The organism is Polyangium sp. 6x1 (genome assembly GCF_029946515.1).
Classification (GTDB): Bacteria; Myxococcota_A; Polyangia; order Polyangiales; family Polyangiaceae; genus Polyangium.
In genome coordinates, this window is record NZ_JARZHH010000020.1 from 147,286 (window position 1) to 172,562 (window position 25,277).

The following is a 25,277-nucleotide window of genomic DNA, read 5'->3' on the forward strand; positions in this document are numbered from 1 at the left end:
CCTTCACTTCCCCGCCCCGTCGATCACGCAGCCGAACCGCTCCGCGACGTAATGCGCGCGGCGCGTGTTCCAGAGCGCCGTGACCGTGACCGCCTTGCCCTCCATGTCGAAGGAGCGGCCGTCGATCGGGACGACGGTCTGGCGGATGAACCCCTCGCAATCCGGCTGCGGGCGGCCCTCGACGAAGAGGCAGGAGCAGAGTTCTTTCGCCTCGTAGCCCGCCGGCAGCGACGGGAACGCGGAGAGGGCCTTCCAGTTCCAGGCGACGAAGATCGCGACGAGGCCGAGGATCACGCCGAGGACGATGCCGACGATCTTGAGGACGCGCTTGCCCCGCTTCATCGCTTCACCAGCCCGGAGAGGAGCTCGAGGTAATACCCCTTCGTGAAGGCCTTTTCGCGGTCGGGCACGCAGTTCTTTTGCACGTGCGCGGAGCAGCCGTACTCGCGGTCGTCGCCCATGCGCACGGCGACGAGGTCGAGCGAGGGGATCACGAAGATCGATTTGCCCCAGTGGCCGAGGGCCGCGAACGTGTCGGGCGGCGCGGCGGGCCAGGGGCGCGGGATGTTTCGCTTGGGGTCGCCGACGTTCAGGTAGACCTGGGCGCCGGGGTTGTCCTCCCATAACGGCGGCGGAACCTCGGTCGTGTAGTAGGCGGGGGCCATCGTGAGCGTGTAGGCGACCCATCCCTCCGGCAAGAGGCGCTTGCCGTCCCAGACGCCGTCGGCGAGGTAGAGCAATCCCCATTTCGCGAGGTCGCGGGCCGTGGCGTAGAGGTACGAGGAGCCGACGAAATTGCCCGCGCCGTCGCGCTCGAAGCGGGCGCTCGTCATGCCGAGCGGCTCGAAGAGCGCTTTCCACGGGTACGAGGCGTATTCGGCGTCCGACATCGTGGCGCGCAGGGCCGCGAGGAGGAGGTTCGTGTCGCCGCTCGAATAACTCCAGCGCGTGCCCGGGGCATGGGCGAGGCCGTGCCCGGCGACGAAACGAGGCATGTCGTCCTGGCCGCGCGTGTAGAGCATGGCCATGACCGAGGAGAAGACCGGTGAAGCCTCGTAGGTCTCGTTCCAGTCGATCCCCGAGCTCATGCGGAGCAGATCGGTCATCCGGACGTTCTGTTTGTCCGGGCCGAGCGCCGCGTAATACTTCCCCGCGGGGTCGTCGATCTTGAAGCGCCCCTCCTGGGCCGCGATGCCGATGAGGGTGTTCACGAAGCTCTTCGACACCGACCACGTGAGCAGCGACGTCTCGGCCGTGGTGCCGCGCGCATAATGCTCGAAGACGAGCTTTCCGTCTTTCACCAGGACGAACGCGTTCGTGCGTTGTCCCTTGCGGTCCACATCGTCGCCATGGCGCGCGAAGAGGTACGCGTCGAGCTTCTTCAGCGCGGCCGGATCAATGCCCACGGAGGCGGGATCCGCCGTGGGCCAGGCCCGCGTGGGCCATTCGGTCCGCGATTTCACGGCGAACGGGGGCGGGCCCGTGAGCTCGACGGGCGTGGAATCGCCGGCGCCCGGGGACGAGCAGCCGGCGAGGGCCGAGAGCGCGAGGAAAAGCGTGGCGCGGAAGGAGCCCATGAACGTGCTCACAAGGGGGCGAGTGTGACGATCGGGCCGGGTTCGTCCTCGGCCCACATCTCGGAGAGGCCGACGACCGGCTGGAACATCGGTCCGCTGCCCGGCATGTAATACGCTCCCCCGGTCCGCTGCGTGATCTGGAAGAAGCGCCGATCGCCGCGGCGAAGCGGGAAGACGACTTCGACGGCGTCCCAGCAAATCTGGCCCTGGTCGGGATCGCTGGTGCACTCGCCGCCGCCCTGCTTCACGGAGAAGAAGACGTCGTTCGTGTTGCCCGCGACGAGGTCGATGCTGTTCGAATTGAGGACCTCGCAGCGGAAACGGAGCCATTCCCGCACCCGGCGAACCGAGCAGAAGTACGAGCGGCTCGCGGCGTCGAGATCCTTGGCGGCGCTCCATTCGGCGAACGTGGGCGGCTTCGATTTCTCGGCGGGGACGGGGCCGAGGAAGGGGAGCGATTCCGCGGGCGGCGCCGCCTCCGCGTCCGCACCCGCGTCGCCCGGGGAGGCGTCGGGCACGTCCTCGGGCGACGCGACGCTCGACAGGAGCGAGAGCGCGGCGAAGGCAGGGAGGAGCGAGCGAAGCTTCATAACGTCCTCAGGTAGGCGACGAGGGCGGCCTTGTCCTCGGCGGAGAGCTGGTTCGTCTTGCCCATGCGGTCGTCGTTCTTGTCGATGAGCTCTTCGAGCGTGGCGTAGCTGCCGTCGTGGAAATACGGGGGCGTGCCGCCGACGAAGAGGAGCGAAGGCGTCTTGTATTTGTTGTTGTCCTTCTCGTCGGTGTAGCCCGCACGAATCGTCATGCGGGGCAGCGGCATCGGGACACGATCGGTGTGCTCGGCGCCCGCATGGCACGATTTGCAGCCGGTCTCGGCGCCCTCGAAGACGGCCTTGCCGCGCTTCTCGACCTCCGAGAGCTCGGCCTTTTCGCGCGGCGGAGGGACGAGGCCGCCGCGGAGGAAGGCGGCGATCGCGAGCGCCCGCGGGCGGGTCGCTTGCTTGTCCACGACGTGCCGCTCGTCCCAGCGGTGGAGGGCGAAGCCCGCGAGGATGCGCTCGACGAGGGTCTCGCTCTCGCCGTGCCAGCCATAAGGTCCCTCTGCGGTGACGCGGCCGGCGAGCATGGGTGTCTGGCGGGCCAAACCTGCGACGCGGCCATTCGAGACGAACGTGTGGTTCGTGCCCTCCTCCTCCGAGACGAACTCGGTCCAGGTAAAACCGTCGTCGCGGCCCTCGGGGTGACACCCCGCGCAGCCGAGGCCGCCGCTCACGAGGGTATCCTGGGCGTCGTAAAAGAGGCGGCGTCCCTCGGCGACGAGGGCGTCCTTCGGGCCCTGGCCGAGCGGAATGCGGACGACGCTGGATTTCGCGCCGGCCTTGGGTTCGGGGAACGTGAGGACGGCGAGCACGTTCGTGGAGCGGCAAAACACGTAGGCTTTGCGCTCGTCGGAGGAGAGCGCGAGGCCACTCGGAGCGGCGCACGCTGGGCCGCCGCCGCTCGCGCCCTCGTCGTGCAGGGGGTGGTTTTTCCGGACCATCGCCGAGGGGTCGATCGAGGTCGCGTCGAGCTCGGGCAAGGCGAGGTTGCCCTCGCCGAGGACGAGCAAGGTGCGCGTCGTCGCGCGATACACCATGGCGCGCGGCTGCACGAGGTCGCCAGGGCGGAGGTCGAGGGTCGGGTCGTCGGGCGGGATCGAGTTGATATGCGTCCCGGTGAGCGGGGGCTGCTTGCGCCGGGGCGCGAGCGGGGAATCGTCGCGCGGGAGCAAGACGTCGACGGTCGGCGCGCCGTACCAGGGCTCGACCCCCATGGCGCCGAAGGCATGGCGCGCGACGAAAAGCCTGCGTTCGTCGGGCGAAAACGTGAGGGCATAGCCGAGGGAGGCGTCGTCCGCACGCGTGGTGTCGTACGGCAGCCGGAGCGGCGCGGCGGGGAGGTTCACGCGCTTGACCGTCGGTTTGTCGCTGCCGATTCCGTCGATGCGCGTGAGCGCGGCGCCGACGAGGTGGCTCACGTACGCGCGCGAGCCGTCCGCGGCAATGGCGATGCCGCGCGGCTCGCGCGCGACGTCGACCGTGAAGCGGACCTTGTTCGTTTCGAGGTCGACGGCGGAGACCTTGTGCGTCCACGCAGACGAGACGAGCGCGGTCTTCTCGTCTTTCGTGATCGCGAGCCCCCAGGCGTCGGCGGGCAGGGCGATACGCGCGGCTTCCCCGTATACGACCGTGGGATCGGGCCGTATCACGAGGAGCAGGCCGGGATCGCGAATCGTGACGAGCACCTCGCCGTCCCGCGCCACGACCTGCGCGGGCCGGCCCGGGAGCGGCACGGTCAGCGCGGGTTTTTCCTTGTCGAACGGGAGCGGCACGACGTGGAGCGCGCTTCCATCCTCGTCGGCGACGTAGAGGAGGTCCTCCGCGGGGCTCCGCGCGACGACGTTGCCTTGCCGGCTCGCCGCGGGCGTCTTCGCCTTCGGGGGCGGCGCGGCGGCGGAATCGGCCGGGCCGGGCGCCGCGGAGGACGCGGCCCCGGGCGCGGGGTCTGTGGAGCTTTTCCCGCAGGAAGAGCACCCAGCAGCGGCGAGCGGCGCGACGAGGAGGGCGGCGACGAGGAGGGGCGAGGTCCGCATGTCCCTGATTGGAAGCGAATATCATGGAGGTCCGCGGGACGGAACCCGGAAAGGTGAGCCATTCCAAGCGTTGTCCTCGCACGCCCGGAGGTGCTAGGGTGGCGCCGATCGCGATGGATAGCGCCGAAAGACGAGCCTCTTTTCCCCGTGGATTCGCGGTTCTGGACGTCGAGACGACCGGGCTGCGATGGAAGACGGATCGGATCGTCGAGCTCGCCGTCGTGCGCACGGACGCGGAAGGTCGGGTGCTCGCGGAGCTCACGACGCTGGTGAACCCCGAGCGGAACCCCGGCGCGACGCACATCCACGGGCTCGGCGCGGAGGATCTCGCGGGCGCGCCGCGGTTTTCGGACGTGCTCTCCGAGCTCGTGCGGTTCCTCGAAGGCGCGGTGCTCGTGGGGCACAACGTGAAATTCGATCTCGCGTTCCTCGCCGAGGAGCTCGGGCGGCTCGGGTACGCGTGGCCCGACGCGCCGCGGCTCTGCACGCGCGAGCTCGCGATGCGGGTCTTGCCGGGGCTCGGGGAATATCGGCTCTCGTCGTGCTGCAAGGCCCTCGGCGTGGACGGCGGGAACGAGCACCGCGCGCTCGACGACGCGCGCGCGGCCGCGGGGGTGTTCGCGCGGCTCAATAAGACGGGCTTCTGGCGCACGTCGTACGACACGGAGCTCACGGTCGCGTCGAGCGTCGCGTGGCCGGTGATCGAAGGTCCGTCGCGGATCGTCGCGCGGGGCGAGGCGCAGGCCTCGGCGGAGCCGTCGCTGCTCGGCGCGATGGTGGAAGGTTTGCCCGAGGGGACGTCGAACGGGAGCGTGGAGGGGTATTTCTCGGTGCTCGACGAGATCCTCGAAGATCGGCGCGTCACCGAGGAAAAGGCGGACGCGGCGCGGAAGCACGCCCTTGGCGCGGGGCTCTTGCGCGGGGACGTGACGGCCGCGCATCGGGCCTATTTGACGGGCGTCGCGCGGGCGGCGCTCGCGGGGGATCTCGGCGGGGGTCTCGGCGCCTCCGATCTCGCGCGGGTCGCGCGGCTCCTCGGTTTGCCCGCGGATTCGGCGGAGCAGGCGCTCGCGGCGGCGCAGAGCGGCGCGGCGGCGCCTCGGCCAGGCTCGACGCGGCCGCTCGTGCCGGGGACGTCGATATGTTTTTCCGGGGACGGCGAGCCGACGAAGGCCGCGCTCGAAGCGCGGGCGGTGGCGGCGGGCCTGCGCGTGCAGGCCTCCGTGACGAAGAAGCTCGACGTGCTGGTGATCGACGATCCGCATTCGATGACGGCGAAGAGCCAGAAGGCGCGGGCTTATGGGATCCGCGTGCTCACGGTGCCGGTGTTCCTCACGCTCGCACGAACGCCGGACAAGCAATGACCGAGCCGCGAGATTCGGGTCTCGCCAGGCGCATTCGATTCGGGTAGGCTCGGGTTCGTCCTCACGAAAGAACGCAGGAGGTCATTCGCATGGCAAGGTCTGGCGAGGTCTCGATCTCGACGGTGCTCGAGCGGCTCCAGAACAAGTACCCGGACGCTCGTTACGAGCTCGACTGGACGACGCCGCTGGAGCTCTTGATCGCCACCATCCTCGCCGCGCAATGCACCGACGTGCGGGTCAACAAGGTGACGAAGACGCTCTTCCCGAAATACCGCAACGCCAAGGAGTACGCCGAGGCGAACACGGAGGAGCTCGAGCAGATCTTGCAGCCGACGGGCGCTTTTCGGCAAAAGGCGAAGGCCGTTCAGGAGACGTGCCGCGCGCTCTGCGAGCGGCACGGGGGCGAGGTGCCGCGGACGATGCAGGAGCTCACGGCGCTGCGCGGGGTCGCGCGGAAGACGGCGAACGTGGTGCTCAACAATGCATGGGACATCCCCTCGGGCATCATCGTGGACACGCACGTCGCGCGCGTGAGCCAGCGAATGGGCCTGACCACGCAGGAGAAGCCCGAGGCCATCGAGCGGGATCTGATGAACATGGTGCCCGAGGAGCGCTGGACGAAGTTCGGCCCGGCGATGGTCCTGCACGGGAGGTACACGTGCACGGCCAAGGCGCCGCAATGCGGTGATTGCATGTTCGCCGACGTATGCCCCAAGCGAAACGTCTGATCCCCTGAGCTCGTGGGCGAGGTCCCTCGGCTCCACGATCCGGCTCCCCAGCTCCGCGAGACCCCTCCCCTGCCCCCCCGAGACGATCCCCCGTGGGGGATGACGTCGGGGAGCAGGGGGATGTATGTCCGGACACGGGGGATCACGTCCCGGAGCAGGGGGATCAGGTCCCGGAGCAGGGGGATCACCTCCGGGGAGGGGGGGAATGTGAAGTCGGATACGGGGATCCACCTTCCGGAGGGGGGGAATCACCTCGGGGAGCAGGGGAGTCAGGACGGCGGGCATTCCGTCGTCACCGGAGCGCGGCGGAGGCACGCGGAACCTTTGCCAGCGCCAGGCGAGGGGGTACCTTCCGCCGCGTGATTCGCCCGCGCGTCGCCCTCTGGCTCCCCGCCCTCGCCGTCCTCGCCGGTTGCGCCAAGCAAACGAGCGGCGGAAGTGGTACGGACGACGCAGGCGCGGCGCCCCCGGCAATCAGCGGAAGCAACGTCGCGAACGCAGCCGCGACAACGACGGCCGCGGCCCCCGAAGAGAAGGGGCCGTGCGCGGGGAAAGCGGAGGGCGCCCTCGCGTGCGACGGCGAGCGCGTGGTGCGTTGCGCCGGGGCGGGAGGCGCGCCGGAGACGGTGAAGACGTGCCTCGACATCGAGCGGTGCGAGGCAGGCGCATGCGCGCCGGCGTGCCCCGAGGGCGAGGTGTACGTGCCCGCGACGGGGCCCGCGGGCTTCAAGATGGGCAAGAACCTGTCGGCGTTCGGGTTCGGCAACCGCAAATCGGGCAATCACGGCAAAGGGCGCGCGGACCTGCCGCACAACGTGGTGCTGACGAAGCCGTTTTGCATGGACGAGACCGAGGTCACCGCCGGCGCGATGAAGAAATGCGTCGCGGAGAAGGGCTGCAAGGCGCCACAGCGGACCGATCGGTGGGTGACCTACCCCGACAAACCGGATTACCCGGTGAACCTCGTCGACTATCCGATGTCGAAGTATTATTGCGAGCAGTACGGGAAGAGCCTGCCGACCGAGGCGCAATGGGAGTGGGCGGCGACGGGAGGCGACGGGCGTTCGTGGCCCTGGGGCGACGAGGAGCCGACGTGCGAGCACACCGATTTCACGCAGGCAATCCTGATCTCGCCAGGCGGCGACAGCGGCTGCCACGGAGGCGGGCCCTCGAAGGTGGGGACGCACCGCAAGGGGGATAAAATCTGGCCCGATGGCCCAATCCACGATCTAGCCGGGAACGTGTGGGAATGGGTGCTCGACAGCTACGTGCCTTATTCAGGCAAGGACGAGGTCGACCCCGTGCACGTGCGGTCGAACATCGGCAACTACGTGGTGCGCGGCGGAGGCTGGAACCGAAGCGGTCGTGGCTGCCTCGCAGCATTCCGAGGCGGCGCAATCGTGTCGTACAAGGTGCCGGGGCTGGGTTTTCGATGCGTCAGGAACGCGAAGGAGCGGGAGGCGCGCTGAGGAGCCGCCGCGCCGGGGCGCTGCCCCGGGCCCCGCGGGGGCTGTTCGCCCCTCGACCCGAACCAGGGCCAGCCCTGGACCTCTGGGCATCGACTGCGCGAAGCGCAGTCGATGCGGGGAAAATATTTAAGCTGTCCGCCCCCTCTTTGCTGGGCAAGCCCTGGACCTCTGGGCATCGACTGCGCGATGCGCAGTCGATGCGGGGAAATGGTTTCAAGCTGTCCGCCCCCTCTTTGCTGGGCCAGCCCTGGACCTTGCGTGGACGAACTGCGCTATGCGGAGTTCGTCCAACAGGCCGTTGGTACCCCATTGCCAGCTGAACCGTCAGCGCGGCGGTCTTGGCTGGCAAGGTCGTCGCTGGTCTTGACTCGGCCCGTTCGATGAACTGCGCATCGCGCAGTTCATCGACCCCGGGTCCAGCGCTTGCGCTGGTCCAGGTCCAGGGGCGGATAGCCCCGGTGGGGCCTGGGGCAAAGCCCCAGCGAGGCGCCCCCCGGACTAGAGCGCCCCGCGGCGCTTGACGAGCTCTTGAATGGCGAGGTTCGCGACGTCGAGGCGCATCCATGGATCGTTTGCCCCGATCCCTTCCCCGCCCTTTCCGAGGGCGAAGACGACGGGCGCGCTTGGACCGAGCTCGGGCTTGCCTGCGCGGCGGTTCAAGAGGCGCAAGGGGTCCACGAAGGCGACGAAGGCCGTCTTGTCGCCGATGGCCGCGAGGGCGGTTTTCGCCTCGGCGCGGCCGGAGAGGTTCTCCTTGCCCGGCGCGTCGAGGATGGCGCGGAATGAGGCCTTGGCGTCGTAGCCGGCTGCGAGGATGAGGCCCTCCTTGCCGAGCGTGTAGAGGACGTCGATCGTGCTCGGCACGCCCTCCGGCGCTGCGGCGGGTTTGTCCTTCCGGTCCTTGTCTGCCTTTGCGTCCTTCTTGCCCTTGTCGTCCTTGCCTTCGGCGCGCGTGAGGCGGATGCGGCGAATGTCGCCCGGGAGGTTCTCGAGGACGGTCTTGCCGGTGGTGACGTCGATCTCGTTCTGGCCGAGCCATGCGGCGAAGCTCTTGCGCTTGGCGAGGCCGAGCAGGTTGCCGAGCGCCTCGTCGAGCTTGCCTTCGTCGGCGATGTCGCTGCGCGCGTAAATGGCTGGGCCGGTCGAGAGGAGCGAGGCGCCGGCCGTGAAGGAGTCGCCGCGGCCCTCGGCGAGGGCGACGAGCGCGGCCGAGAGGGCTTCGCGATCCGCGTCGGGGACGTCCTTGCCGATCGCGGCGGCGAGGGCGTCGGCGTATTTCTTGGCGTCGGTCGCGCGCGATTTCGCGCTGTCTTGCATGTAGATCGCGATGTCGGCGTCGGCCGGCAGCTCGAGCAGGCGGCGCGGATCGCCGACGGTCATCGCGGCGATGTTCGCGGCGCCGGCAGAGCCTTCGCGCGGCGTGCCGACGAGGCGCAGGTGCGCCGCGCGGTCGTCGAAGTCGAGGGTGATGCGCGCGTGGTCGAGCTCGACGAGGATGCCGAGCAAGGCATCCATGAGCCCGTTCAGGGGGCTCGGGACGGCTGTGGGCGCCTTGTCGCCGGCTGCGGTCGCGCCGGGGCGCGGGCGCGGACGGAGGCTCTCCCAGCTCGATCGCAGGCCCTTTTCGATCGGGCCGCCGAGCGCCTCGCGCGGCAGCTCGAAGGAGACGTCGCCCTTCGGCATCTTCGCCGTGGGCAGGGTGCGCGCGACGTACGGGCCGACGTCGAGCAGATCCGCGGTCTCCTGCGCGAAGAGCAGGTAGTTGCCGAGCAGGCCGATCACGAGGGAGCGAGCGCCGCCGTCCTTCGGTTCGAGGAGCGTGATGGAGGTCTTCTCGTCGACGCGGGTCTGGAAGCGCGCGTTCTCGCCCTTCACGAGCAATGCCTCGACCTTGCCCGCGTCGCGCACGTGCACGCCCATCGCGGCGCGCGGACGGCCGCCGCCGGTTCGCTCGACGAGCGCGCCGACGAGCGGGAGGTTGCCGTCGATCTCGGCCGAGGCGGCGAGCGGCAGGCCGAGGAGCGTGACGGCGAGGTTGCCCGCGTTCGAAGGGAGGAAGAGCGCAGGCCCGCCGATGGCCGCGCGCGCCTTGGCCCACGCGTCGTCGGGGTTCGGGACGAAGACGTCGGCGAGCAGGCCGGCCGGCGCGGGGATCGGCTCGAGGGGCGCGACCTTCTGCGGCGGCGGGGGCGCTTCGTCCTTGCAACCCACGAGGGTCGCGGGAAGCGCGAGGGCGAGGGCGAAGAGGAGCCCGCGGGCGAGGCGGGTCGCGGCACGTCGGGGACGTCCTCGGAGGGGAAGGGCGTGGGCGCTCATCGTACGTCGCCAAGGTAGTACGAATCGCGGGCCCGTTTCACCCCGGTCGACGAGGTTCGCATGCGGTAAGCTCGGCGCGTGCCCCGCCCCGGTCACGACGAGGTCGTGCTGATCAACGGGTTCCCTTCGCTCTACGCGCAGCGGATCACCGAGCACGTGCTCTCCACGAACCCACGCGCGTTCGTGTACGCGCTCGTGCGGGCCGAGGAGAAGGCCGAGGCCGATCGGGCGCTCGTCGCGCTCGGGGAGCAGGCGGCGGCGCGAACGAGCGTGCTCGAAGGAGATCCGGCGGCGATGGATCTCGGGCTCTCGGGCGCGGAGTACAGGCAGCTCGCGTCGGAGCTCGATCGGATCCATCACGCGGCGCACGCTGCGTGGGTCGGGATGGACGAGGCCACGGCCGCTCGCGCGAACGTGGCGACGACGGCGGAGATCCTGGAGCTCGCGCGGGCGTCGAGCGCGCTCGAATGCCTGGTCGTGCACTCGACAGCGGCCGTGTCCGGGGACCGGACGGGCGTGGTGTACGAGGACGATCTGGAAGCCGGGCAGCAGTTCCACGACGAGGCCGCGCGGGCGCGGATGCGGGCCGAGGCGCTCTGCCGGCGCGCGAGCAAGGGCGTGCCGATCGTGATCGTGCGGCCCGGGGCGGTGGTCGGGGCGTCGGCGCCCGGGGATCGGCTCGACGCGCTGCACCTCGCGGCGCTGCTCTGGTTGACGACGCCGGCGGAGATCCCGCTGCCGCTGCCGCATCGAGGCGACGCGCCGGTGCACGTGGTGCCGATGGAGTACGTGGCCCGCGCGTCGTGCGCGCTCGGGCGGATTCCGGCCGCGCGCGGCAAGACGTTCCACCTCGTGGATCCGCATCCGATCTCGGTGCGGCGTTTCTTCGAAGTGCTCGGGCGCGCCGCGCGCGGGAGCACGCTGCGGCAGGTGCCGGCGAGCGCGGCGGCGATGCTCGTGCGGACGCCGGGGATCGAGCGCTTCGTGCGCAGCCCCAAGGCGTTCCTGGAGCAGTTTGCGCGAAACGTGCGGTACGACGCGCGCGGCGCGACGAGCGCGCTCGCAGGGCCGGGGATCACGTGCGCGCCGTTCGAGGCCTACGCCGAGGAGCTCGTGCGCGAGGTAGCGGAGCACGTGAGCGCGCGACGAGCGCCGCGGCCGCCGTCGTCGTCTCCGGGGGGTGAAGCGGAGGTGTACGATCCGTTCTCGTGAGGGTCTCTGGGCGGGCGCCCTGATCACGCTCGCCGTCGCAGGCTGCGGCGGGGAACATCGGCTGCCGGCGGACGCAGGGCCGGTCCCGTCGTCGCGTCCCGTCGCGTCTGCGTCTGCGTCTGCGTCTGCGTCGGCCTACGCGCCCGCGCCTGCCGTCTCGGCGAGCGCAGCCGCGCCGGTCGAGACGACGATCGTGGAAGCGGACGCGTCCGCGGCCCCGGCTGCCGCGCTCCCCGCGGGTGAGCCCGAGCTGTCGCGGTTCCAGGTGGCGCTGCAGGAGCTCGCGCGGGGCGGTCGCAAGGCGCACGTGCGGATCCTCTGGCTCGGCGATTCGCACGGGCAGGCGGACTTCTGGACCGGGGCGATGCGCGACGTGCTCCAGAAGCGGTTCGGCAAGGCCGGGCCGGGGTTCGTGCACGTCGGCTGGAAGCAATACAGGCACGACGGCGTGCGGCTCTCGACCGACGAGAAGTGGTCGATCCGGCCGAAGGCGCCGGCGACGTCGTCACGAACGGGCGACGGCGTGTTCGGGCTCGGCGGCCTCGTGACGACGGGCCCGGCCGGCAGCGGCAAGGCGCGCGTGAACGTGACGGACGAAGGGCTCCACAGCCGGCTGTCGTGGGACGTGTGCTACCGGCTGCGCTCGCCCGACGACGAGCTCGAGGTCTCGCTCGGAACAGGGCCGAAGCAGAAGATCCGCGCGACCGCGACCGAGCCGCCGGGCGCGCTCAGGCATTTGACGCTCGTGAGCGAAGGGCGCGAGACGCTGCACGTGACGCCCACGCGTGGCAATCCCGAGCTATGCGGGGTGGTGATCGAGACGGATCCGGCCGAGCGGGCGGGCGTGGTGCTCGATACGCTGGGGATCAACGGAGCGCGCTTCGGGACGCCGCTCGCCTGGGATGAAGCGAGCTTCGGGGCCGAGCTCGCCCGGCGCAAGCCCTCGCTCGTGGTGCTGGAGTACGGGACGAACGAGGCGGGCGACGTCGCCGTGGATCCGGCGAAATACACGCAGAAGCTCGTGCGGCTCGTGGAGCGCATCCGCCGCTTCGCGCCCGACACGGACTGCCTCGCGCTCGCGCCGACGGATCGCGCGGACGCCCGCGTACGGACGCCGCTCGTTCGCGACGCGATCCGCGACGGCGCGCGGCAGGCCGGGTGCAGCTTCTGGGACACGTACGCCGTCATGGGCGGCGAGGGCTCGATCAAGGCGTGGGCCTCGGAGTCGCCGGCGCGCGCGGCGAACGACGGCGTGCACCTGACGCAGCGGGGCTACCGGGAGCTCGGCGAGGCGCTCGCGTCGCACGTCCTCCGCGGTTTGCCCCCGTGACATGCGCGCTCGTCCCCGGGAAAACGGGGAGGCGCGTTTCGTGCAAACACCGGCCCCCTTCGGAGGGGGAGCATGGCCCGAGCGGGCGAGCTGTTGGGGGATCGGTACCGGCTGATCCGGGCGATCGGCGCTGGCGGGATGGGGACCGTGTGGTGGGCCCGCGACGAACGGATCGGGCGTGACGTGGCGATCAAGCTCTCACCCCCCGAGAGCGACGGCACCAGCGCTCCCTGCTTCGTGCGCGAGGCGCACATCGCCGCGCAGGTCTCCCATCCGAACGTCGTGGGTGTGCTCGACGCCGGCGAGGCCGCGCCCCGACGACGCTTCCTGGTGATGGAGCTGCTCCGCGGCGAGACGCTCGCCGAGAGGCTCCGCCCGCGCGAGCCGCTGCCCGTGGCGGAGGCCCTGTCGATCGCGATCGAGGTTTGTCGCGGGCTCGAGGCGATCCACGCGCACGGGATCGTGCATCGGGACGTGAAGCCGGAGAACATCTTCCTCGCGGACGTGCGGGGCGAAGGCCGCGTGCCGAAGCTGCTCGACTTCGGGTGCAGCTCGCGGGCGATGGGCGCGCGCGCCCTGCCGAACACGTTCGTCCCGGCGCCCCTCCGGCCGAGCGAGGCGAACGAGCCAGCGCACGGGGGGACGCCGCCGGGCCTCGGGACCCCGCAGTACATGAGCCCGGAGCAAGCGAGCGACGAGGAGGACGTGGACGAGCGCGCGGATCTCTGGGCGCTCGGGGCGGTCCTGTACGAGGCGCTCGCGGGGCGGGCGGCCTTCGACGGGACGGACGTGGACGTGGTGATCGACGCCGTGCTCACGGAAGAGCCGGGTCCGCTGCCTGGCTGGGTGCCAGAGGGCGCGCGGCGGATCGTGGCGAAGTGCCTGGAGAAGGATCGGCGGCGGCGGCATCCGGACGCGCGATCGCTCAGGCTCGCGCTGGAGGAGGCGCTCGCCGATTTCATGGGAGCGCACCCGTCCGCGACGGGGTTCACGCGGACGCGAGGCTCGTCGGTGCGGCCGCCCGCGCGCGGAGGCCAGGAGCGCACGGCCGCGATCACGATCGCGGCGACGCTCGTGCTGTTCGTCGTGGCGCATCTCCCGCCGCTGGGAGCGGCGCGGCAGGCGGCGGAGCTCTCGCTGCAAGCAAGCGTCGGGGATGCGGTGAAGGCGGCCGCGAGTCGCGCGCGTGAGGCCGCGCGGCACGAGGCGAGCCCCCAGAAACCGCGCTGACGATCAGACGAGGTGCCGCGCCACGGCCGAGCGATACGATCGCCAGAGCGTGAGGGCTTCGGACATCGCGTCGACGATCGACGCGGCGAGATCGCTCTGCGGCGGGACGTGCGCGAGGAGCATGTTCCACGCGTCGCGACGATGGCCTCCCTCGACGGCGCGGTGGGCGCGCGCAAGGCGCATGCGCTCGGGGGGACAGCCGTAGTGGAGGACCATGGGGTGCGTGCGGATGGCCTCGTCGATTGGCAGGAGCTTGCGCGTGCCTTCGAGCTCGGCGCGCTCGTTCACGCTGCCCTCGACGAAGATGGTGAGGACCGCGGCGCCGATCTGCCAGGGCGGGCTCGCGCTGACGCGGTCGAGCATCGCGCGGTAGGTGAGGGCCTCGGGTTCGAGGGGGATCGCGGGGTCTTCGATCGAAACGCGATCGATCCCGAGGCCGTCGATCATCTCCAGGAACATGGCCGGGTGCGGGTCGCCGAGGCTCAGCTTTCCGGTCTGCTCTTCGTAGAGGTTCTCGGCGAGCGCGACGCGCACGTCGTCGGGCGGGCCCTGGCCGAGGATACGCGCGAGCAGCACCGGGAAGTCGCGCACGTAGGTCCGGTATTCGTGGCGGAAGTGCGCGGCGAGCGCGGCGCGCGAGAGGCCCGGCTTCGTGAGCTTCGGCCAGGCCCAGTGGTTCTTCTGATCCATGATGGAAAGCAGGCGCTCGACGAGCACCCCGCGGTCCCCCCTCGCGATCGTCATGGGCTCGATCCTCCTCGAATCGTTATGACGTCGAAGCGTTCGCGTGCACGGCGATCGATGCGCTACGAAGCGCCCGGCACGTCGTGGGCGTACGCGTCGAGGCCATGGCCCCGGAGCGTCGCTTCGACGAGGGCGAGCGGATGCGCGAGCGCAGGCTCGTCGCGCGTTTCGTCAGGCGTGATCACGAGCGGCAAGGCGCGCGCGACGAGCAGGCGCGCAGCGCGATCGCGGAGCGCGTGCGCGAGGGGAAGGTCGCTGGAGACGAGCTGGTAGGCGTGCGCGCCGGCGCGAAGGTAAAAGGCCTCGGCGCGAGCGCGCGTGGACGGAGCAGGCGCGTCGAGGGTGGGATCGTCGGCGAGCGCGCGGGACGTGGCTTCGATCCAGCAGACAGCGCGACGCGCGAGATCACGCTCGGCGCGGAAGGTCGCGTCGATGCGGGCGCGGCGGGATGCGCGATGCGCGAGCGCAGCGAAGAAGGGGCGGAAGCGCGCGACATCGAGGGGCGCGGGCTCGGCGAGGGCGCGCGTCGCGGCGGCGGGATCGAGGCCCGAGGTCTCGACGGAGATCGCGAGGGCCGCGAGCGCGCACGCGGCGTCCATCGGCGGAGGGGCTTCGACGACGGCGCGCATGAAGCGGACGAGATCGGCGCGGGTCCCTTGCTTGCCGGGCGCGAGGAGCAGCGACGCCGGGAGCTCGACGATCAGGATGCCCTCGTCGAGATCCGCAGAGCTTTGCGCGCCGTCGGGGACGAGCGACGCTCCGTTCGGTCGTGGATCGAGCGCGCTCGCGAGCACGCATGCGCACTCGACGGCGGGCGCGACGCGCACGGCCTCCCCATCGTCGACGAAGAGAGCCGGGAACGTCTGGCACCCGAGCGGTTTTACATGCGCGCCCTGCGCCGCATGCAGGCGGCAGAGGCCGACGTCGTCGAGGTACGCACAGCGGCCGTCGACGACCGGCACGGAGGTCGCTCCGCAGACGGAAGATCCGTGCAGGGGCGTGAACGCGCGTTCGGGGTGATCCCCGGCGTCGAGCACGCGCGGCAGGAGCGCACGGGCATAGGCCTCCTCGACGGGCCGAAAGATCACGGAGGCATAGAGACGGCAACAGCTCCCGCGGCCGTCGCAGGCGAGCGAGAAGCCGGGCAGCGGATCGAGCGGTCGAGAAGCGCCGCGGGCCTTCGGCTCGGGCAGCGGCGCGACACCTTCGGCGAGCAGGCCGGCCTCGTGGAGAGCGCCGAGGAACGCGCGCAGCGTCTCGATCTTCGCGAACGCGCCCACGCGCCAAGCCGCGGCCACGATGCCTTCGAGATCACGTGATCCGTCGGCCTGCGCGAGCAAACCCCACTCGCGCGCGCCGAGGCGATACGCGAGGCCCGAGCGCTGATCGTGCAGCACCCAGAAGTCTTCTTCACCCACGCGATGGCGCCTGACGACGGCGTGATCGGAGAGGCGCGGTCGCGAGGGAAACAGCGCTGGCGACATGGTCACTTGCGAGCCCAGTGCTGAACGTGTGCCTCGCTACTCGATACAGCGCACCTCGATCTTCGCTGCGAGAGTCCTCGCGAGGTGCGTCGGCCGCGCAACCTGAAAAGCTTGCTGGATCCGGCTTCTACGAACCTGATAGCATGCGACGGCAATGGCGCTCGATACTCAGACTGCCACTGGATCGGCTTCGAAGCTCGGGAAATACGAGTTGACGCGGGAGATGTCCGGCAGTGGCGTGGCGTCCACCTGGCTCGCCCAAACCGAAGGAAGCACGAAGAGCTACGTCGTGCTCCGCCTTCACAAGCACGTGACGAAAAAGCCGGAGGTCGCCGAGGCGTTTCTGCGCGACGCGAAGAACGGCAAGCTCCTCACGCACGCGAACGTGGTGCCGATGGTGGAGACGGGTGTCGGGGACGGCGAGATCTTCGTCGTCTCGGAGCACTTCGAAGGCGAGACGCTCTCCGCCCTGGTCACGAACGCGAAGACGGCTGGTATCCCGCTCCCGATCGCGCTGCGCATCGGCCTCGAAATGCTCGAAGGTCTCGCGGCAGCGCACGCGCAGAGCGAGCCTAGCGCACACGGAGAGCTGAGCCCGTTCCACGTGCTCGTGGGCAAGGATGGCGTGACACGCGTCGGCGGATTCGGCTGGGCGCGCGCCCTCGCGAAGCTCGGCCCGCACGGGATCATGAAGCAAGATCGGCTCGCCTACGCGCCGCCCGAGCGCGTGAAGGCCATGAGCGCCGCGACGCCCGGCGCGCCGACGGGCACGATCGATCCGAAGGGCGACGTGTTCGCCGCAGGCGTGATCCTGTGGGAGCTCCTCTCGAAGCAGCGGCTCTTCGCCTCGAAGATGGAAGCAGCCGTCGTGCAGAAGGTCCTCTCGGGGCCGATCGCGGAGCTGTCGTCCGTGACGATCGACGGCATGCCGTCCGAGCTCGAGGAGGCGCTGCCGAAGGCGCTCGAGCGCGATCCCGCGAAGCGCCCGGGATCCCTCGACGGCCTGCTCCAGGCGCTCCGCAGCGTCCCCGCGGACAAGATCGCCAAGCCCGAGGAGGTGAGCGCGTTCGTGGAGAAGCTCGCCTCGAAGGCGCCGGCCGCGCCCGCCGTGTCGCCGGCCGCGCCCGCTGCTCCCGCCGCGGCGAAGCCTGCTCCCGCCGCAGCGGCGCGTCCGCCGCAGGCCACGGTCTCCGGCGTCGCTGCGCCCGCGACGAACGGCAAGGCGCCGCTCGGCGTGAAGGCGCCCGCCGTGGCGGCCCCCGCCGTGACGGCCCCCGCGCCCACGCCCGCCGCCGAGAAAAAGGACGCCGCAGACGACAAGGCCGCGGGCCCGAGCGTGCCGAAGCTCGGTGCGCCGAAGCCGATGGTTCGTCAGCGGACGCTCGTGGGCGGCGTCGAGCCCCCGAAGCCCGCAGCCTCCGCCGTGCCGAAGCCCGCCGCGAAGGCCGAGCCGGCCGCAGAGGCGAAGGAGCCCGCGGAGGCGAAGGCCGCGGACAAACCCGAGGTCGCGCCGGCCGCCGAGGCGAAGAAGCCGGTGGTGCCGCCGCCGCCGAAGGCCGCGCCGCCTCCGCCGAAACCCGGCATCCCGAAGCCCCCGGCCCCGCCCGTGGTCGGCGCGAAGCCCGATGTGCCGAAGCCGCCGCCGCCGGTCCGTCCCGTCGCGGAGTCGCTGCCCGGCGAGGACATCGAGATCGACGACGACGCCGACGCCTTCAAGGTCGAAGCGCCGAAGATCGAAGCGCCGAAGATCGAAGCGCCGAAGGTCGAAGCGCCGAAGGTCGCGGCGAAGGACGAAAAGAAGCCCGAGGAGCCCAAGGCCGAGGCGAAGAAGCCCGAGGAGCCCAAGGCCGAGGAGCCCAAGGCCGAGGACAAACCCGAGCACGTCGTGGCGACGAAGTCCGAGATGCCGACGGTCGTCACGAAGACGCCGACGACCGGGCCTTCGCCAGCCGAGAGCGACGGCTCCGAGGCGCCCGTCTCGCGCACGAAGGCGACCGCGCTCGATCGGCTGAAGCCCGGCAGCACGCTCGGGCGCTACGAGATCCTGCTGCGCGTCGCGCAGGGCGGCATGGCGTCCGTCTGGGCCGCGCGTCTGCAAGGCTCGCGCGGCTTCCAGAAGACCGTCGCGATCAAGACGATGCTGCCGGACGTCTCCGACGATCCGGATTTCGAGACGATGTTCCTCGACGAGGCGCGCGTCGCGGCGCGGATCCGGCACCCGAACGTGGTCGAGATCTTCGACCTCGGGGAGCAGGACGACATCCTCTACATCGTGATGGAGTGGGTCGAGGGCGACACGCTCAGCACGGTGCAGAAGGCGGCGAAGCCCCTCGGCGGGATCCCGCAGAACATCATCCTGCGCCTCGCGTCGCAGATCTGCGCGGGCCTGCACGCCGCCCACGAGCTGCGCGACGACAACGGCGCGCTGGTCGATCTCGTCCACCGCGACATCTCGCCGGGCAACATCCTGATCTCGACGTCGGGCTTCGCGAAGATCGCCGACTTCGGCGTGGCGAAGTCGCGCGGGCGCCTCTACGTCACGCGCACCGAGGGCCTCGTCAAAGGCAAGACGCCGTATCTATCGCCCGAGCAGCTCGGCGGCCTGCCGCTCGATCGTCGCAGCGATCTCTTCTCGCTCGGCGTGTTGCTCTACGTGATGGTCACCGGCCTGCACCCATTCCGCGGAGAGACGGAGTTCAAGACCGTCGAGAACATCGCGCTGAAGGATCCGATCCCGCCGCGCGAGCTCGTCCCGAGCGTCCACGCGGACTTCGAGAAGGTGATCCTGAAGGCGCTCGAGAAGGACCGGACGAAGCGCTACTCGACGGCCGGGGAGATGCAGCGCGCGCTCGATCAGGTCGCCTCGCAGGTCGGCGCGCCGATCACGGACGAGGACGTCGCCGACTTCGTGCGCAAGGTGATCGGCGAGGCAAACGCGAAGCGCGCCGCAGAGCTGCGCGCCGCGATCGCCGCAGCCGACGCGAACATCGCCGCGGAGCGCGTGAGCATCCCGCCGCCGATGCACAACGAGCCGAAGGTCGACTCGAAACCGGAAGCCGCAGCGAAGGCCAGCAGCGAGGCCGCAGACGTCCCGGTGATCGCCGACGCCGTCGCGACCGGCCTCGACGTACCGGCCGCGCCGCCCGTGCCGCGGCTCGAGACGCTGCCGAGCTCGCCGGTCCCGACCACGACGACCGCGCTGCCGGCCACGCAAGACGACGACGATCCGCTGCTCGCCGCACAAGCGTCGCAGAAGAAGAAGCGGCTCATCATGGGCGTCGGCGCGATCGCGGCCATCGCAATCGGCGCGGTCGTGGTGCTCTCGGGCGGCGACAAACCTTCCGAAAAGCCGACGCCGACGACGACGGAGCAAGCGCCCACGACGCAAGCAACGCCGCCTCCGCAGCCGACGGAAGCGAAGCAGCCCGAGCCGCCGCCCACGACGACGCCCGAGCCGCCGAAGCCCGAGGAGCCGAAAGCCGACGCGCCGAAGCCCGAGGAGCCCACCGAGCCCGCGCCCGAGGCGACGCAAGCAGCCGCCGGCGGAAACAAGGCGCCGACCACGTGGAAGGCGCCCGCCGTCAACACGACGAAGACCGTTCGTCCGCCGTCCACGGGGACGAGCAAGACGAACAAGACCACCAAGAAAACAACCAAGTTCGATCCCACCGGAATCTGAGCGCCGTGCGAACCAGAACTACCGCGATCGCAGCTCTCTTCGTTGCCCTCCCCGCGCTCTCGGTCCTCGGGCCGAGCGTCGCCCACGCGCAAGCCCCGGCCGCAGCGGCAACGCCCTCCGCAGCGGACGTCGCCGAAGCAAAGAAGAAGTTCGAGAGCGCCTCGACCTTCTTCAAATCCGGCAAGTACGCCGAGGCCCTCGCGGACTTCCGCGCCTCGTACGCGAAGGTGCAGAGCCCGAACTCGCACCTCTACGTGGCACGCTGTCTGCGAGAGATGGGCAAGCTCGTCGACGCCTACCTCGAGTTCGAAAAGGTCACGGCCGAGGCCCAGACCGCCGGCGAGAAGTACGCGCAGACAGGCGAAACCGCGAGGGTCGAGCGCGACGAGCTCAACCCGAAGATCGTGCTCGTGAGCGTGGACGTGACGACGCCCGAGAGCGGCGCGCATCTGACCATCGGCGGCGTCGAGGTGCCCCAGGATCGCTGGGGCAAACCCTTCCCCGCGATGCCCGGCAGCGTAGACGTCCGTCTCGAATCCGGCGCGAAGCCGGCCGCGTCGCAATCGATCACCGCGACCGCCGGCGAGTCGAAGACCGTGTCGATCGGCTTCACGAGCGGGAGCACCGGCGGCGGTAGCGGCGACGGCAGCGGCGGCGACGGCAGCGGCGACGGCAGCGGCGGCACCGAGACCGGCAGCAAAGGCATGTCGGGCATGCGGATCGGCGCGTTCGCAGCCGGCGGCCTCGGCGTCGCAGGCTTCGTGACGTTCGCGGTCTTCGGCTCGATGTCGAACGGGACGTACGACGACCTCAAGGCGGCCTGCGGCGGCCCGTGCCCCGCAGACCGGCAAGGCGACGTCGACAAGGGTAAGATGCAGCAGACGGTCGCCAACGTGGGCCTCATCGTGGGCGCCGTCGGCGTGGCCGCAGGCGCGACGCTCTTCGTGCTCAGCCTGAAGAAGGACAAGAAGCCCGAAGCCGCTCACACCGAGCTCGTCGTCGGCCCCGCCCACCTCGGCGTCCGCGGGACGTTCTGAGCCAGAGGAGGGCACGCCCGGCGCGGGCCCTCCATTCAACCACGCACCGCGCGTGCCCAAGCTCCGCTATCCTCATCCCCACGTCATGACCATCGTCGGTTCGCCGCCCGGTCGCGCCCCGGATCCCGCCGCGCCCCTGCCCCGCCCCGTCGTGCTCGGGATCGCGGGCGCCGCCAGCATCGTCGCCGTGATCGTGCTGGCCATCGCGATCCGCACGTCGCCCTTCCCGGACCTCGACGAGGCGCGCCAAGACACGAAGGCCTCAGCGGAGTCAGGCGCAACGGCCTCCGCGCCTTCGGACGACGACGAGGACGAGCCGCGAGCGCAAGCACCAGCAGGCAACTCGCGCGAGCTGCGCGCGCGGCTGTCGAAGGAGGTGCGCGCGGGCAAGGTGAAGGACGCGACGGCAACGCTCGAGTCGCTCGTGGCCGCAGATCCGCGCTCCCCCGAGGACGCAGACGTGCGCTCGGACCTGCTCGAGCTCGCGTCGAAGGCGGCCTACCTGGGCGGCCCCGAGGCCGACAAGCTCTTCGAGATCTTCGGTTCGAAGATGGGCACACGCGGGCCCGACGTGCTCTACGCGCTCGTCACGAGCAAGGGCGGCTCGAAGGCGGCCGATCGCGCGATCGAGCTGCTGAAGCAGGATGCGGTGCGGAGCCGCGCGACGCCCGCCACGCGGATCGCGTTCGATCTCTGGGCCGCGAAGAGCTGCCCCGACAAGGCGGCGCTGCTCGACCGAGCGCGCGACGAGGGCGACGGGCGCGCGCTCGGCTGGGTGATGCTGATGGGCCGGACGTGCAAGATGTCCAAGGACCCAAAGCTCAAGGAGACGCTGGACGCGCTCAAGTCGCGCTGAGACGGGGTTTCACAGCGTAGCGCCGGGGCGCTGCCCCGGACCCCGCGGGGGCTGTTCGCCCCTCGACCCGAACCAGGGCCAGCCCTGGACCTCTGGGGGAACAACTGCGCGAAGCGCAGTCGATGCGGGGAGAGTTTTTAAGCTGTCCGCACCCTCTTTGCAGCGCCAGCCCTGGACCTCAGGGGGAACAACTGCGCGATGCGCAGTCGATGCGGGGAAAGTTTTTAAGCTGTCCGCCCCCTCCTTGCAGCGCCAGCCCTGGACCTCAGCGGGAAGAACGGCGCGATGCGCAGTTCTTCCCACAGGCCGGTGGCAAGACCGTGGAGGTCGGCTCCGCGCTGTTACAGGGCACCTTTGCCGTCTTGGTTGGCAGCGTCGTCGTTGGTCTTGACCCGGCTGTTCGATGAACTGCGCATCGCGCAGTTCATCGACCCTCAGTCCAGCGCGGGCGCTGGTCCAGGTCCAGGGGCGGAGAGCCCCTGGTCGGGCCTGGGGCAAAGCCCCAGCGAGGCGCCTTCGAAAGCAAAAAAGCCCGCTCCTCGCCGAAGCGAGGAGGCGGGCTCCCTTGGAAAAACCCCTCAGCGAGCGCCGGGGGCCTTACCGACCTTTGCCTTCTTGTCGCCGGAGTGGCCGTGGAAGGTGCGGGTCGGGGCGAACTCGCCGAGCTTGTGGCCGACCATGTTCTCCGTGACGAACACGGGGACGAACTTGCGGCCGTTGTGCACGGCGAACGTGAGGCCCACGGCGTCGGGGACGATGGTGGACCTGCGGGACCAGGTCTTGATGACCTTCTTGGGGCCGCCCGTGGCCTGCGCCGTCTGGATCTTCTCCATCAGGTGGCCGTCGACGAAGGGGCCCTTCTTGATGCTACGCGGCATGGCTCAATCAACCCTTGGTTCCGCGCCGGCGGATGATCATCCCGTCGGTCCGCTTGTTGTTCCGAGTCTTCAGGCCCTTGGCGAGCTGCCCCCACGGCGAGCAGGGGTGACGACCGCCGGAGGAGCGGCCCTCGCCGCCGCCCATCGGGTGATCGACGGGGTTCATGGTGACGCCGCGGTTGTGCGGACGACGGCCGAGCCATCGCGAACGACCGGCCTTGCCGAGCGTGATGTTCGCGTGGTCGGGGTTCGAGACCTGGCCGATGGTGGCGCGGCAATCGAGGTGCACCTTGCGGATTTCGCCGCTCGGCAGGCGCACCTGCGCGTAGTCGCCGTCCTTGGCCATGAGCTGCGCGGCGACGCCGGCGGAGCGCACGAGCTGGCCGCCCTTGCCCTTCTTGACCTCGATGTTGTGGATCGAGGTGCCGGGCGGGATGTGGCGCAGCGTGAGGCTGTTGCCGGGCTTGATGTCGGCGTTGCGGCTCGCGACGAGCTTCGCGCCCACGACCAGGCCATCGGGGGCGAGGATGTAGCGCTTCTCGCCGTCGACGTAGTGGAGCAGGGCGATGCGCGCGGTACGGTTCGGATCGTACTCGATGGCGGCGACGGTCGCGGGGATACCGATCTTGTCGCGCCGGAAGTCGATGATCCGGTAGCGCTGCTTGTGGCCACCGCCGCGGAACCGCGAGGTGATGCGGCCGTAGTTGTTGCGCCCGCCCGTCGAGGTCTGCTTCTCGATGAGGGAGCGCTCGGGCTCGACCTTGGTGATTTCCTTGAAATCACTGACCGAGTAGTAGCGCCGCGCCGGAGAGGTCGGCTTGAAGTTCTTGATACCCATGGCTTACTCCGACTTCTCCTCGTCGAAGAACTGGATCTGGTCGCCCGCCTTGAGGGTGACGATCGCCTTCTTCCAGTTGTGAAGCTTGGCGTAGCCGCGCCCCATGCGCTTGTCTTTGCCGCGCATGACGAGCGTGTTCACTTCGACCACGCCGACCTTGAAGAGCGCCTGGATCGCGTCCTTGATCTGGATCTTGTTCGCGTCGCGGTGGACTTCGAAGATGACCTTGTTGCTCTGCTCGCGGAGCCGGCTCGACTTCTCGGTGAGGATGATCGGCCGACGAATGATGTGCTCGGGCTGCATGGCGTGTTCCTCTACCGAAGGCAGCGCGCTTCGAGCGCTTTGGCCGCCTCTTTCGAGACGACGAGGTGGTCGTGGCGGAGGAGGTCGTACACATTGACGCCCTCCGGCGGCAAGAACTGGTGCGCGTCGAGGTTACGGATCGACTTCACCAGCTTCTCGTTCGAGGCGCTGTCGACGACGAGCGACTTCTTGCCCGCCTGCAGGGCCCCGAGCGCGTCGACGATCGCCTTCGTCTTGATCTCGGGCAGCTCGAGGCTGTCGAGGACGATGAGGCGACCCTCCTTGGCGTACAGGGAGAGCGCGCTCTTCAGCGCGCCGATGCGCACCTTGCGCGGCGGACGGTAGGACCAGTCCTGCGGCTCGAGCGCGTGTGCGGCGCCGCCGCCCGCGTGGTGCGGGGCGCGGATCGAGCCCTGACGAGCGCGGCCGGTGCCCTTCTGGCGGTAGAGCTTCTTCGTCGAGCCCGCGACGGCGCTGCGCTCCTTCGTGGCCTTCGTGCCGGCGCGCCGCGAGGCGAGCTGGGCCTTGACGACCTCGTAGAAGAGCTGCTCCTTGACCTCGGCGCCGAAGACCTCGTCCGAAAGGTCGATCTCGCCGACCTGCTCCCGCTTGAGGTTGTAGACGTTGACTTTCATGGCGCGCTCCTAGCTCTTGATCTCGACGTCGACGCCGGCCGAAAGATCGAGCTTCATCAGGGCGTCGAGGGTCTGCTGCGTCGGCTCGATGATGTCGAGGAGCCGCTTGTGCGTGCGGATCTCGAACTGCTCGCGCGACTTCTTGTCGACGTGCGGCCCGCGGAGGACCGTGTAGCGACGGATCTCCGTCGGCAGGGGGATGGGGCCCGCGACGTGCGCGCCCGTTCGCTTCGCGGTCTCGACGATGTCGCTCGTGGACTTGTCGAGAAGCTGGTGATCGAACGCCTTGAGGCGGATCCGGATCTTCGTGGTGTCGGCCATGACGCTGCTTCTTCCTTACTTGACGATCTTCGTCACGATGCCCGCGCCGACGGTCTTGCCGCCCTCACGGATCGCGAACCGCATCTGCTCCTCGAGCGCGACCGGCGCGATGAGCTCGATGTTCATCGTGATGTTGTCGCCCGGCATCACCATCTTGACCCCCTCGGGGAGGTTGACGGTGCCCGTCACGTCCGTCGTCCGGATGTAGAACTGCGGGCGGTAGTTCGTGAAGAACGGCGTGTGACGGCCGCCCTCTTCCTTCTTGAGCACGTACACCTCACCGAGGAAGTGCGTGTGCGGGGTGATCGAGCCCGGCTTCGCCAGGACCTGACCACGCTCGATGTCGTCCTTCTCGACGCCACGCAGAAGGCAGCCGACGTTGTCACCGGCGATGCCCTGATCGAGCAGCTTCCGGAACATCTCGACGCCCGTGACGACGGTCTTGCGCGTGTCCTTGAAGCCGATGATCTCGACCTCTTCGCCGACCTTGATCACGCCGCGCTCGATACGACCCGTGGCCACCGTGCCGCGGCCCTTGATCGAGAACACGTCCTCGATCGCCATGAGGAACGGCTTGTCGATCGCGCGCTCCGGCTCCGGGATGTAGCTGTCGAGCGCCGCGAGGAGCTCGCCGATCTTCGCCTCCC

The 25,277-nt window shown here is 70.0% G+C and carries 22 protein-coding genes; 9 read left to right on the forward strand and 13 right to left on the reverse strand.

The features are described 5' to 3' along the window. Positions 1 to 3 precede the first annotated feature (3 nt). Genes QHF85_RS20420 through QHF85_RS20435 form a run of 4 tightly spaced genes read right to left on the reverse strand, consistent with a single transcriptional unit; the run spans position 4 to position 4,206 of the window. A complete protein-coding gene (locus QHF85_RS20420) occupies positions 4 to 342 on the reverse strand; it encodes a hypothetical protein (RefSeq protein ID WP_281328917.1) in 339 nt (112 codons plus the stop codon). Beyond that, the gene (locus tag QHF85_RS20425; protein ID WP_281328918.1) at positions 339 to 1,577 is read right to left on the reverse strand and encodes a serine hydrolase; all 1,239 of its coding nucleotides are present in this window, start codon (positions 1,575 to 1,577) and stop codon (positions 339 to 341) included. The genes QHF85_RS20420 and QHF85_RS20425 overlap by 4 nt, the downstream gene beginning before the upstream one ends. Positions 1,578 to 1,585: 8 nt before the next feature. Next, entirely contained in the window at positions 1,586 to 2,167 is a 582-nt protein-coding gene (locus QHF85_RS20430) for a hypothetical protein (RefSeq protein WP_281328919.1), read from the reverse strand. Further along, positions 2,164 to 4,206 carry a c-type cytochrome gene (locus QHF85_RS20435; RefSeq protein ID WP_281328920.1) on the reverse strand — a complete coding sequence of 681 codons (2,043 nt, stop codon included), beginning with the start codon at positions 4,204 to 4,206 and terminating at the stop codon, positions 2,164 to 2,166. Before QHF85_RS20435 ends, QHF85_RS20430 begins: the two co-directional genes overlap by 4 nt. A gap of 113 nt (positions 4,207 to 4,319) precedes the next feature. Between QHF85_RS20435 and QHF85_RS20440 the strand changes: the two genes are divergently transcribed. From QHF85_RS20440 to QHF85_RS20450, 3 genes are all read left to right on the forward strand, one after another. Continuing rightward, the gene (locus QHF85_RS20440) at positions 4,320 to 5,570 is read left to right on the forward strand and encodes an exonuclease domain-containing protein (RefSeq protein ID WP_281328921.1); all 1,251 of its coding nucleotides are present in this window, start codon (positions 4,320 to 4,322) and stop codon (positions 5,568 to 5,570) included. Between the two features lie 89 nt (positions 5,571 to 5,659). Further along, on the forward strand, positions 5,660 to 6,298 hold the full coding sequence (gene nth / locus QHF85_RS20445; RefSeq protein WP_281328922.1) for an endonuclease III: 639 nt from the start codon (positions 5,660 to 5,662) through the stop codon (positions 6,296 to 6,298). Positions 6,299 to 6,657: 359 nt separating this feature from the next. Beyond that, a complete protein-coding gene (locus tag QHF85_RS20450; RefSeq protein ID WP_281328923.1) occupies positions 6,658 to 7,767 on the forward strand; it encodes an SUMF1/EgtB/PvdO family nonheme iron enzyme in 1,110 nt (369 codons plus the stop codon). A 498-nt stretch (positions 7,768 to 8,265) separates the two neighbouring features. Here QHF85_RS20450 and QHF85_RS20455 read toward each other — a convergent pair whose 3' ends face one another. Beyond that, a complete protein-coding gene (locus QHF85_RS20455; protein ID WP_281328924.1) occupies positions 8,266 to 10,083 on the reverse strand; it encodes a hypothetical protein in 1,818 nt (605 codons plus the stop codon). Between the two features lie 78 nt (positions 10,084 to 10,161). Between QHF85_RS20455 and QHF85_RS20460 the strand changes: the two genes are divergently transcribed. The 3 genes from QHF85_RS20460 (at position 10,162) to QHF85_RS20470 (ending at position 13,855) form a co-directional block, all read left to right on the forward strand. After that, positions 10,162 to 11,295: an SDR family oxidoreductase gene (locus tag QHF85_RS20460; protein ID WP_281328925.1), complete on the forward strand. Its 1,134-nt coding sequence runs from the start codon at positions 10,162 to 10,164 to the stop codon at positions 11,293 to 11,295. Continuing rightward, positions 11,264 to 12,625: a GDSL-type esterase/lipase family protein gene (locus QHF85_RS20465; protein WP_281328926.1), complete on the forward strand. Its 1,362-nt coding sequence runs from the start codon at positions 11,264 to 11,266 to the stop codon at positions 12,623 to 12,625. Before QHF85_RS20460 ends, QHF85_RS20465 begins: the two co-directional genes overlap by 32 nt. Before the next feature lie 72 nt (positions 12,626 to 12,697). Beyond that, a complete protein-coding gene (locus QHF85_RS20470) occupies positions 12,698 to 13,855 on the forward strand; it encodes a serine/threonine-protein kinase (RefSeq protein WP_281328927.1) in 1,158 nt (385 codons plus the stop codon). Between the two features lie 3 nt (positions 13,856 to 13,858). Here QHF85_RS20470 and QHF85_RS20475 read toward each other — a convergent pair whose 3' ends face one another. Beyond that, on the reverse strand, positions 13,859 to 14,599 hold the full coding sequence (locus QHF85_RS20475; RefSeq protein WP_281328928.1) for an iron-containing redox enzyme family protein: 741 nt from the start codon (positions 14,597 to 14,599) through the stop codon (positions 13,859 to 13,861). A gap of 62 nt (positions 14,600 to 14,661) precedes the next feature. Beyond that, positions 14,662 to 16,017 carry a YkgJ family cysteine cluster protein gene (locus QHF85_RS20480; RefSeq protein ID WP_281328929.1) on the reverse strand — a complete coding sequence of 452 codons (1,356 nt, stop codon included), beginning with the start codon at positions 16,015 to 16,017 and terminating at the stop codon, positions 14,662 to 14,664. A gap of 220 nt (positions 16,018 to 16,237) precedes the next feature. Here QHF85_RS20480 and QHF85_RS20485 point away from each other — a divergent pair, with 220 nt between their 5' ends. The 3 genes from QHF85_RS20485 to QHF85_RS20495 all read left to right on the forward strand — a co-directional run bounded on the left by QHF85_RS20485 (position 16,238) and on the right by QHF85_RS20495 (position 21,655). Next, complete coding sequence (locus tag QHF85_RS20485) at positions 16,238 to 19,762, forward strand: serine/threonine-protein kinase (RefSeq protein WP_281328930.1); 3,525 nt, start codon at positions 16,238 to 16,240, stop codon at positions 19,760 to 19,762. A gap of 5 nt (positions 19,763 to 19,767) precedes the next feature. After that, a complete protein-coding gene (locus QHF85_RS20490) occupies positions 19,768 to 20,799 on the forward strand; it encodes a tetratricopeptide repeat protein (RefSeq protein ID WP_281328931.1) in 1,032 nt (343 codons plus the stop codon). A gap of 85 nt (positions 20,800 to 20,884) precedes the next feature. Beyond that, the gene (locus tag QHF85_RS20495) at positions 20,885 to 21,655 is read left to right on the forward strand and encodes a hypothetical protein (protein ID WP_281328932.1); all 771 of its coding nucleotides are present in this window, start codon (positions 20,885 to 20,887) and stop codon (positions 21,653 to 21,655) included. 578 nt (positions 21,656 to 22,233) lie between these two features. Here the strand turns inward: QHF85_RS20495 and rpsS are convergent. The 6 genes from rpsS to QHF85_RS20525 all read right to left on the reverse strand — a co-directional run. Beyond that, complete coding sequence (rpsS, locus tag QHF85_RS20500; protein WP_281328933.1) at positions 22,234 to 22,533, reverse strand: 30S ribosomal protein S19; 300 nt, start codon at positions 22,531 to 22,533, stop codon at positions 22,234 to 22,236. Between the two features lie 7 nt (positions 22,534 to 22,540). After that, on the reverse strand, positions 22,541 to 23,371 hold the full coding sequence (gene rplB / locus QHF85_RS20505) for a 50S ribosomal protein L2 (protein ID WP_281328934.1): 831 nt from the start codon (positions 23,369 to 23,371) through the stop codon (positions 22,541 to 22,543). Positions 23,372 to 23,374: 3 nt separating this feature from the next. Continuing rightward, positions 23,375 to 23,674, reverse strand: a complete 300-nt coding sequence (locus tag QHF85_RS20510) for a 50S ribosomal protein L23 (RefSeq protein WP_281328935.1) — start codon at positions 23,672 to 23,674, stop codon at positions 23,375 to 23,377. Positions 23,675 to 23,685: 11 nt separating this feature from the next. Continuing rightward, entirely contained in the window at positions 23,686 to 24,309 is a 624-nt protein-coding gene (rplD, locus tag QHF85_RS20515) for a 50S ribosomal protein L4 (protein WP_271917833.1), read from the reverse strand. Between the two features lie 9 nt (positions 24,310 to 24,318). Beyond that, positions 24,319 to 24,630: a 30S ribosomal protein S10 gene (gene rpsJ / locus QHF85_RS20520; RefSeq protein ID WP_012233476.1), complete on the reverse strand. Its 312-nt coding sequence runs from the start codon at positions 24,628 to 24,630 to the stop codon at positions 24,319 to 24,321. 15 nt (positions 24,631 to 24,645) lie between these two features. Next, a partial coding sequence (locus QHF85_RS20525; protein WP_281328936.1) for an EF-Tu/IF-2/RF-3 family GTPase occupies positions 24,646 to 25,277 on the reverse strand: 632 nt, incomplete at its 5' end.

Coding starts and splice junctions, on each gene's coding strand:
- QHF85_RS20420 (WP_281328917.1), bottom strand. CDS start 342: ATGAAGCGGGGCAAGCGCGTCCTCAAGATCGTCGGCATCGTCCTCGGC.
- QHF85_RS20485 (WP_281328930.1), top strand. CDS start 16,238: ATGGCGCTCGATACTCAGACTGCCACTGGATCGGCTTCGAAGCTCGGG.
- rpsJ (WP_012233476.1), bottom strand. CDS start 24,630: ATGGCCGACACCACGAAGATCCGGATCCGCCTCAAGGCGTTCGATCAC.
- QHF85_RS20455 (WP_281328924.1), bottom strand. CDS start 10,083: ATGAGCGCCCACGCCCTTCCCCTCCGAGGACGTCCCCGACGTGCCGCG.
- QHF85_RS20435 (WP_281328920.1), bottom strand. CDS start 4,206: ATGCGGACCTCGCCCCTCCTCGTCGCCGCCCTCCTCGTCGCGCCGCTC.
- rplD (WP_271917833.1), bottom strand. CDS start 24,309: ATGAAAGTCAACGTCTACAACCTCAAGCGGGAGCAGGTCGGCGAGATC.
- QHF85_RS20440 (WP_281328921.1), top strand. CDS start 4,320: ATGGATAGCGCCGAAAGACGAGCCTCTTTTCCCCGTGGATTCGCGGTT.
- QHF85_RS20425 (WP_281328918.1), bottom strand. CDS start 1,577: ATGGGCTCCTTCCGCGCCACGCTTTTCCTCGCGCTCTCGGCCCTCGCC.
- rplB (WP_281328934.1), bottom strand. CDS start 23,371: ATGGGTATCAAGAACTTCAAGCCGACCTCTCCGGCGCGGCGCTACTAC.
- rpsS (WP_281328933.1), bottom strand. CDS start 22,533: ATGCCGCGTAGCATCAAGAAGGGCCCCTTCGTCGACGGCCACCTGATG.
- QHF85_RS20495 (WP_281328932.1), top strand. CDS start 20,885: ATGACCATCGTCGGTTCGCCGCCCGGTCGCGCCCCGGATCCCGCCGCG.
- QHF85_RS20510 (WP_281328935.1), bottom strand. CDS start 23,674: ATGCAGCCCGAGCACATCATTCGTCGGCCGATCATCCTCACCGAGAAG.
- nth (WP_281328922.1), top strand. CDS start 5,660: ATGGCAAGGTCTGGCGAGGTCTCGATCTCGACGGTGCTCGAGCGGCTC.
- QHF85_RS20475 (WP_281328928.1), bottom strand. CDS start 14,599: ATGACGATCGCGAGGGGGGACCGCGGGGTGCTCGTCGAGCGCCTGCTT.
- QHF85_RS20470 (WP_281328927.1), top strand. CDS start 12,698: ATGGCCCGAGCGGGCGAGCTGTTGGGGGATCGGTACCGGCTGATCCGG.
- QHF85_RS20430 (WP_281328919.1), bottom strand. CDS start 2,167: ATGAAGCTTCGCTCGCTCCTCCCTGCCTTCGCCGCGCTCTCGCTCCTG.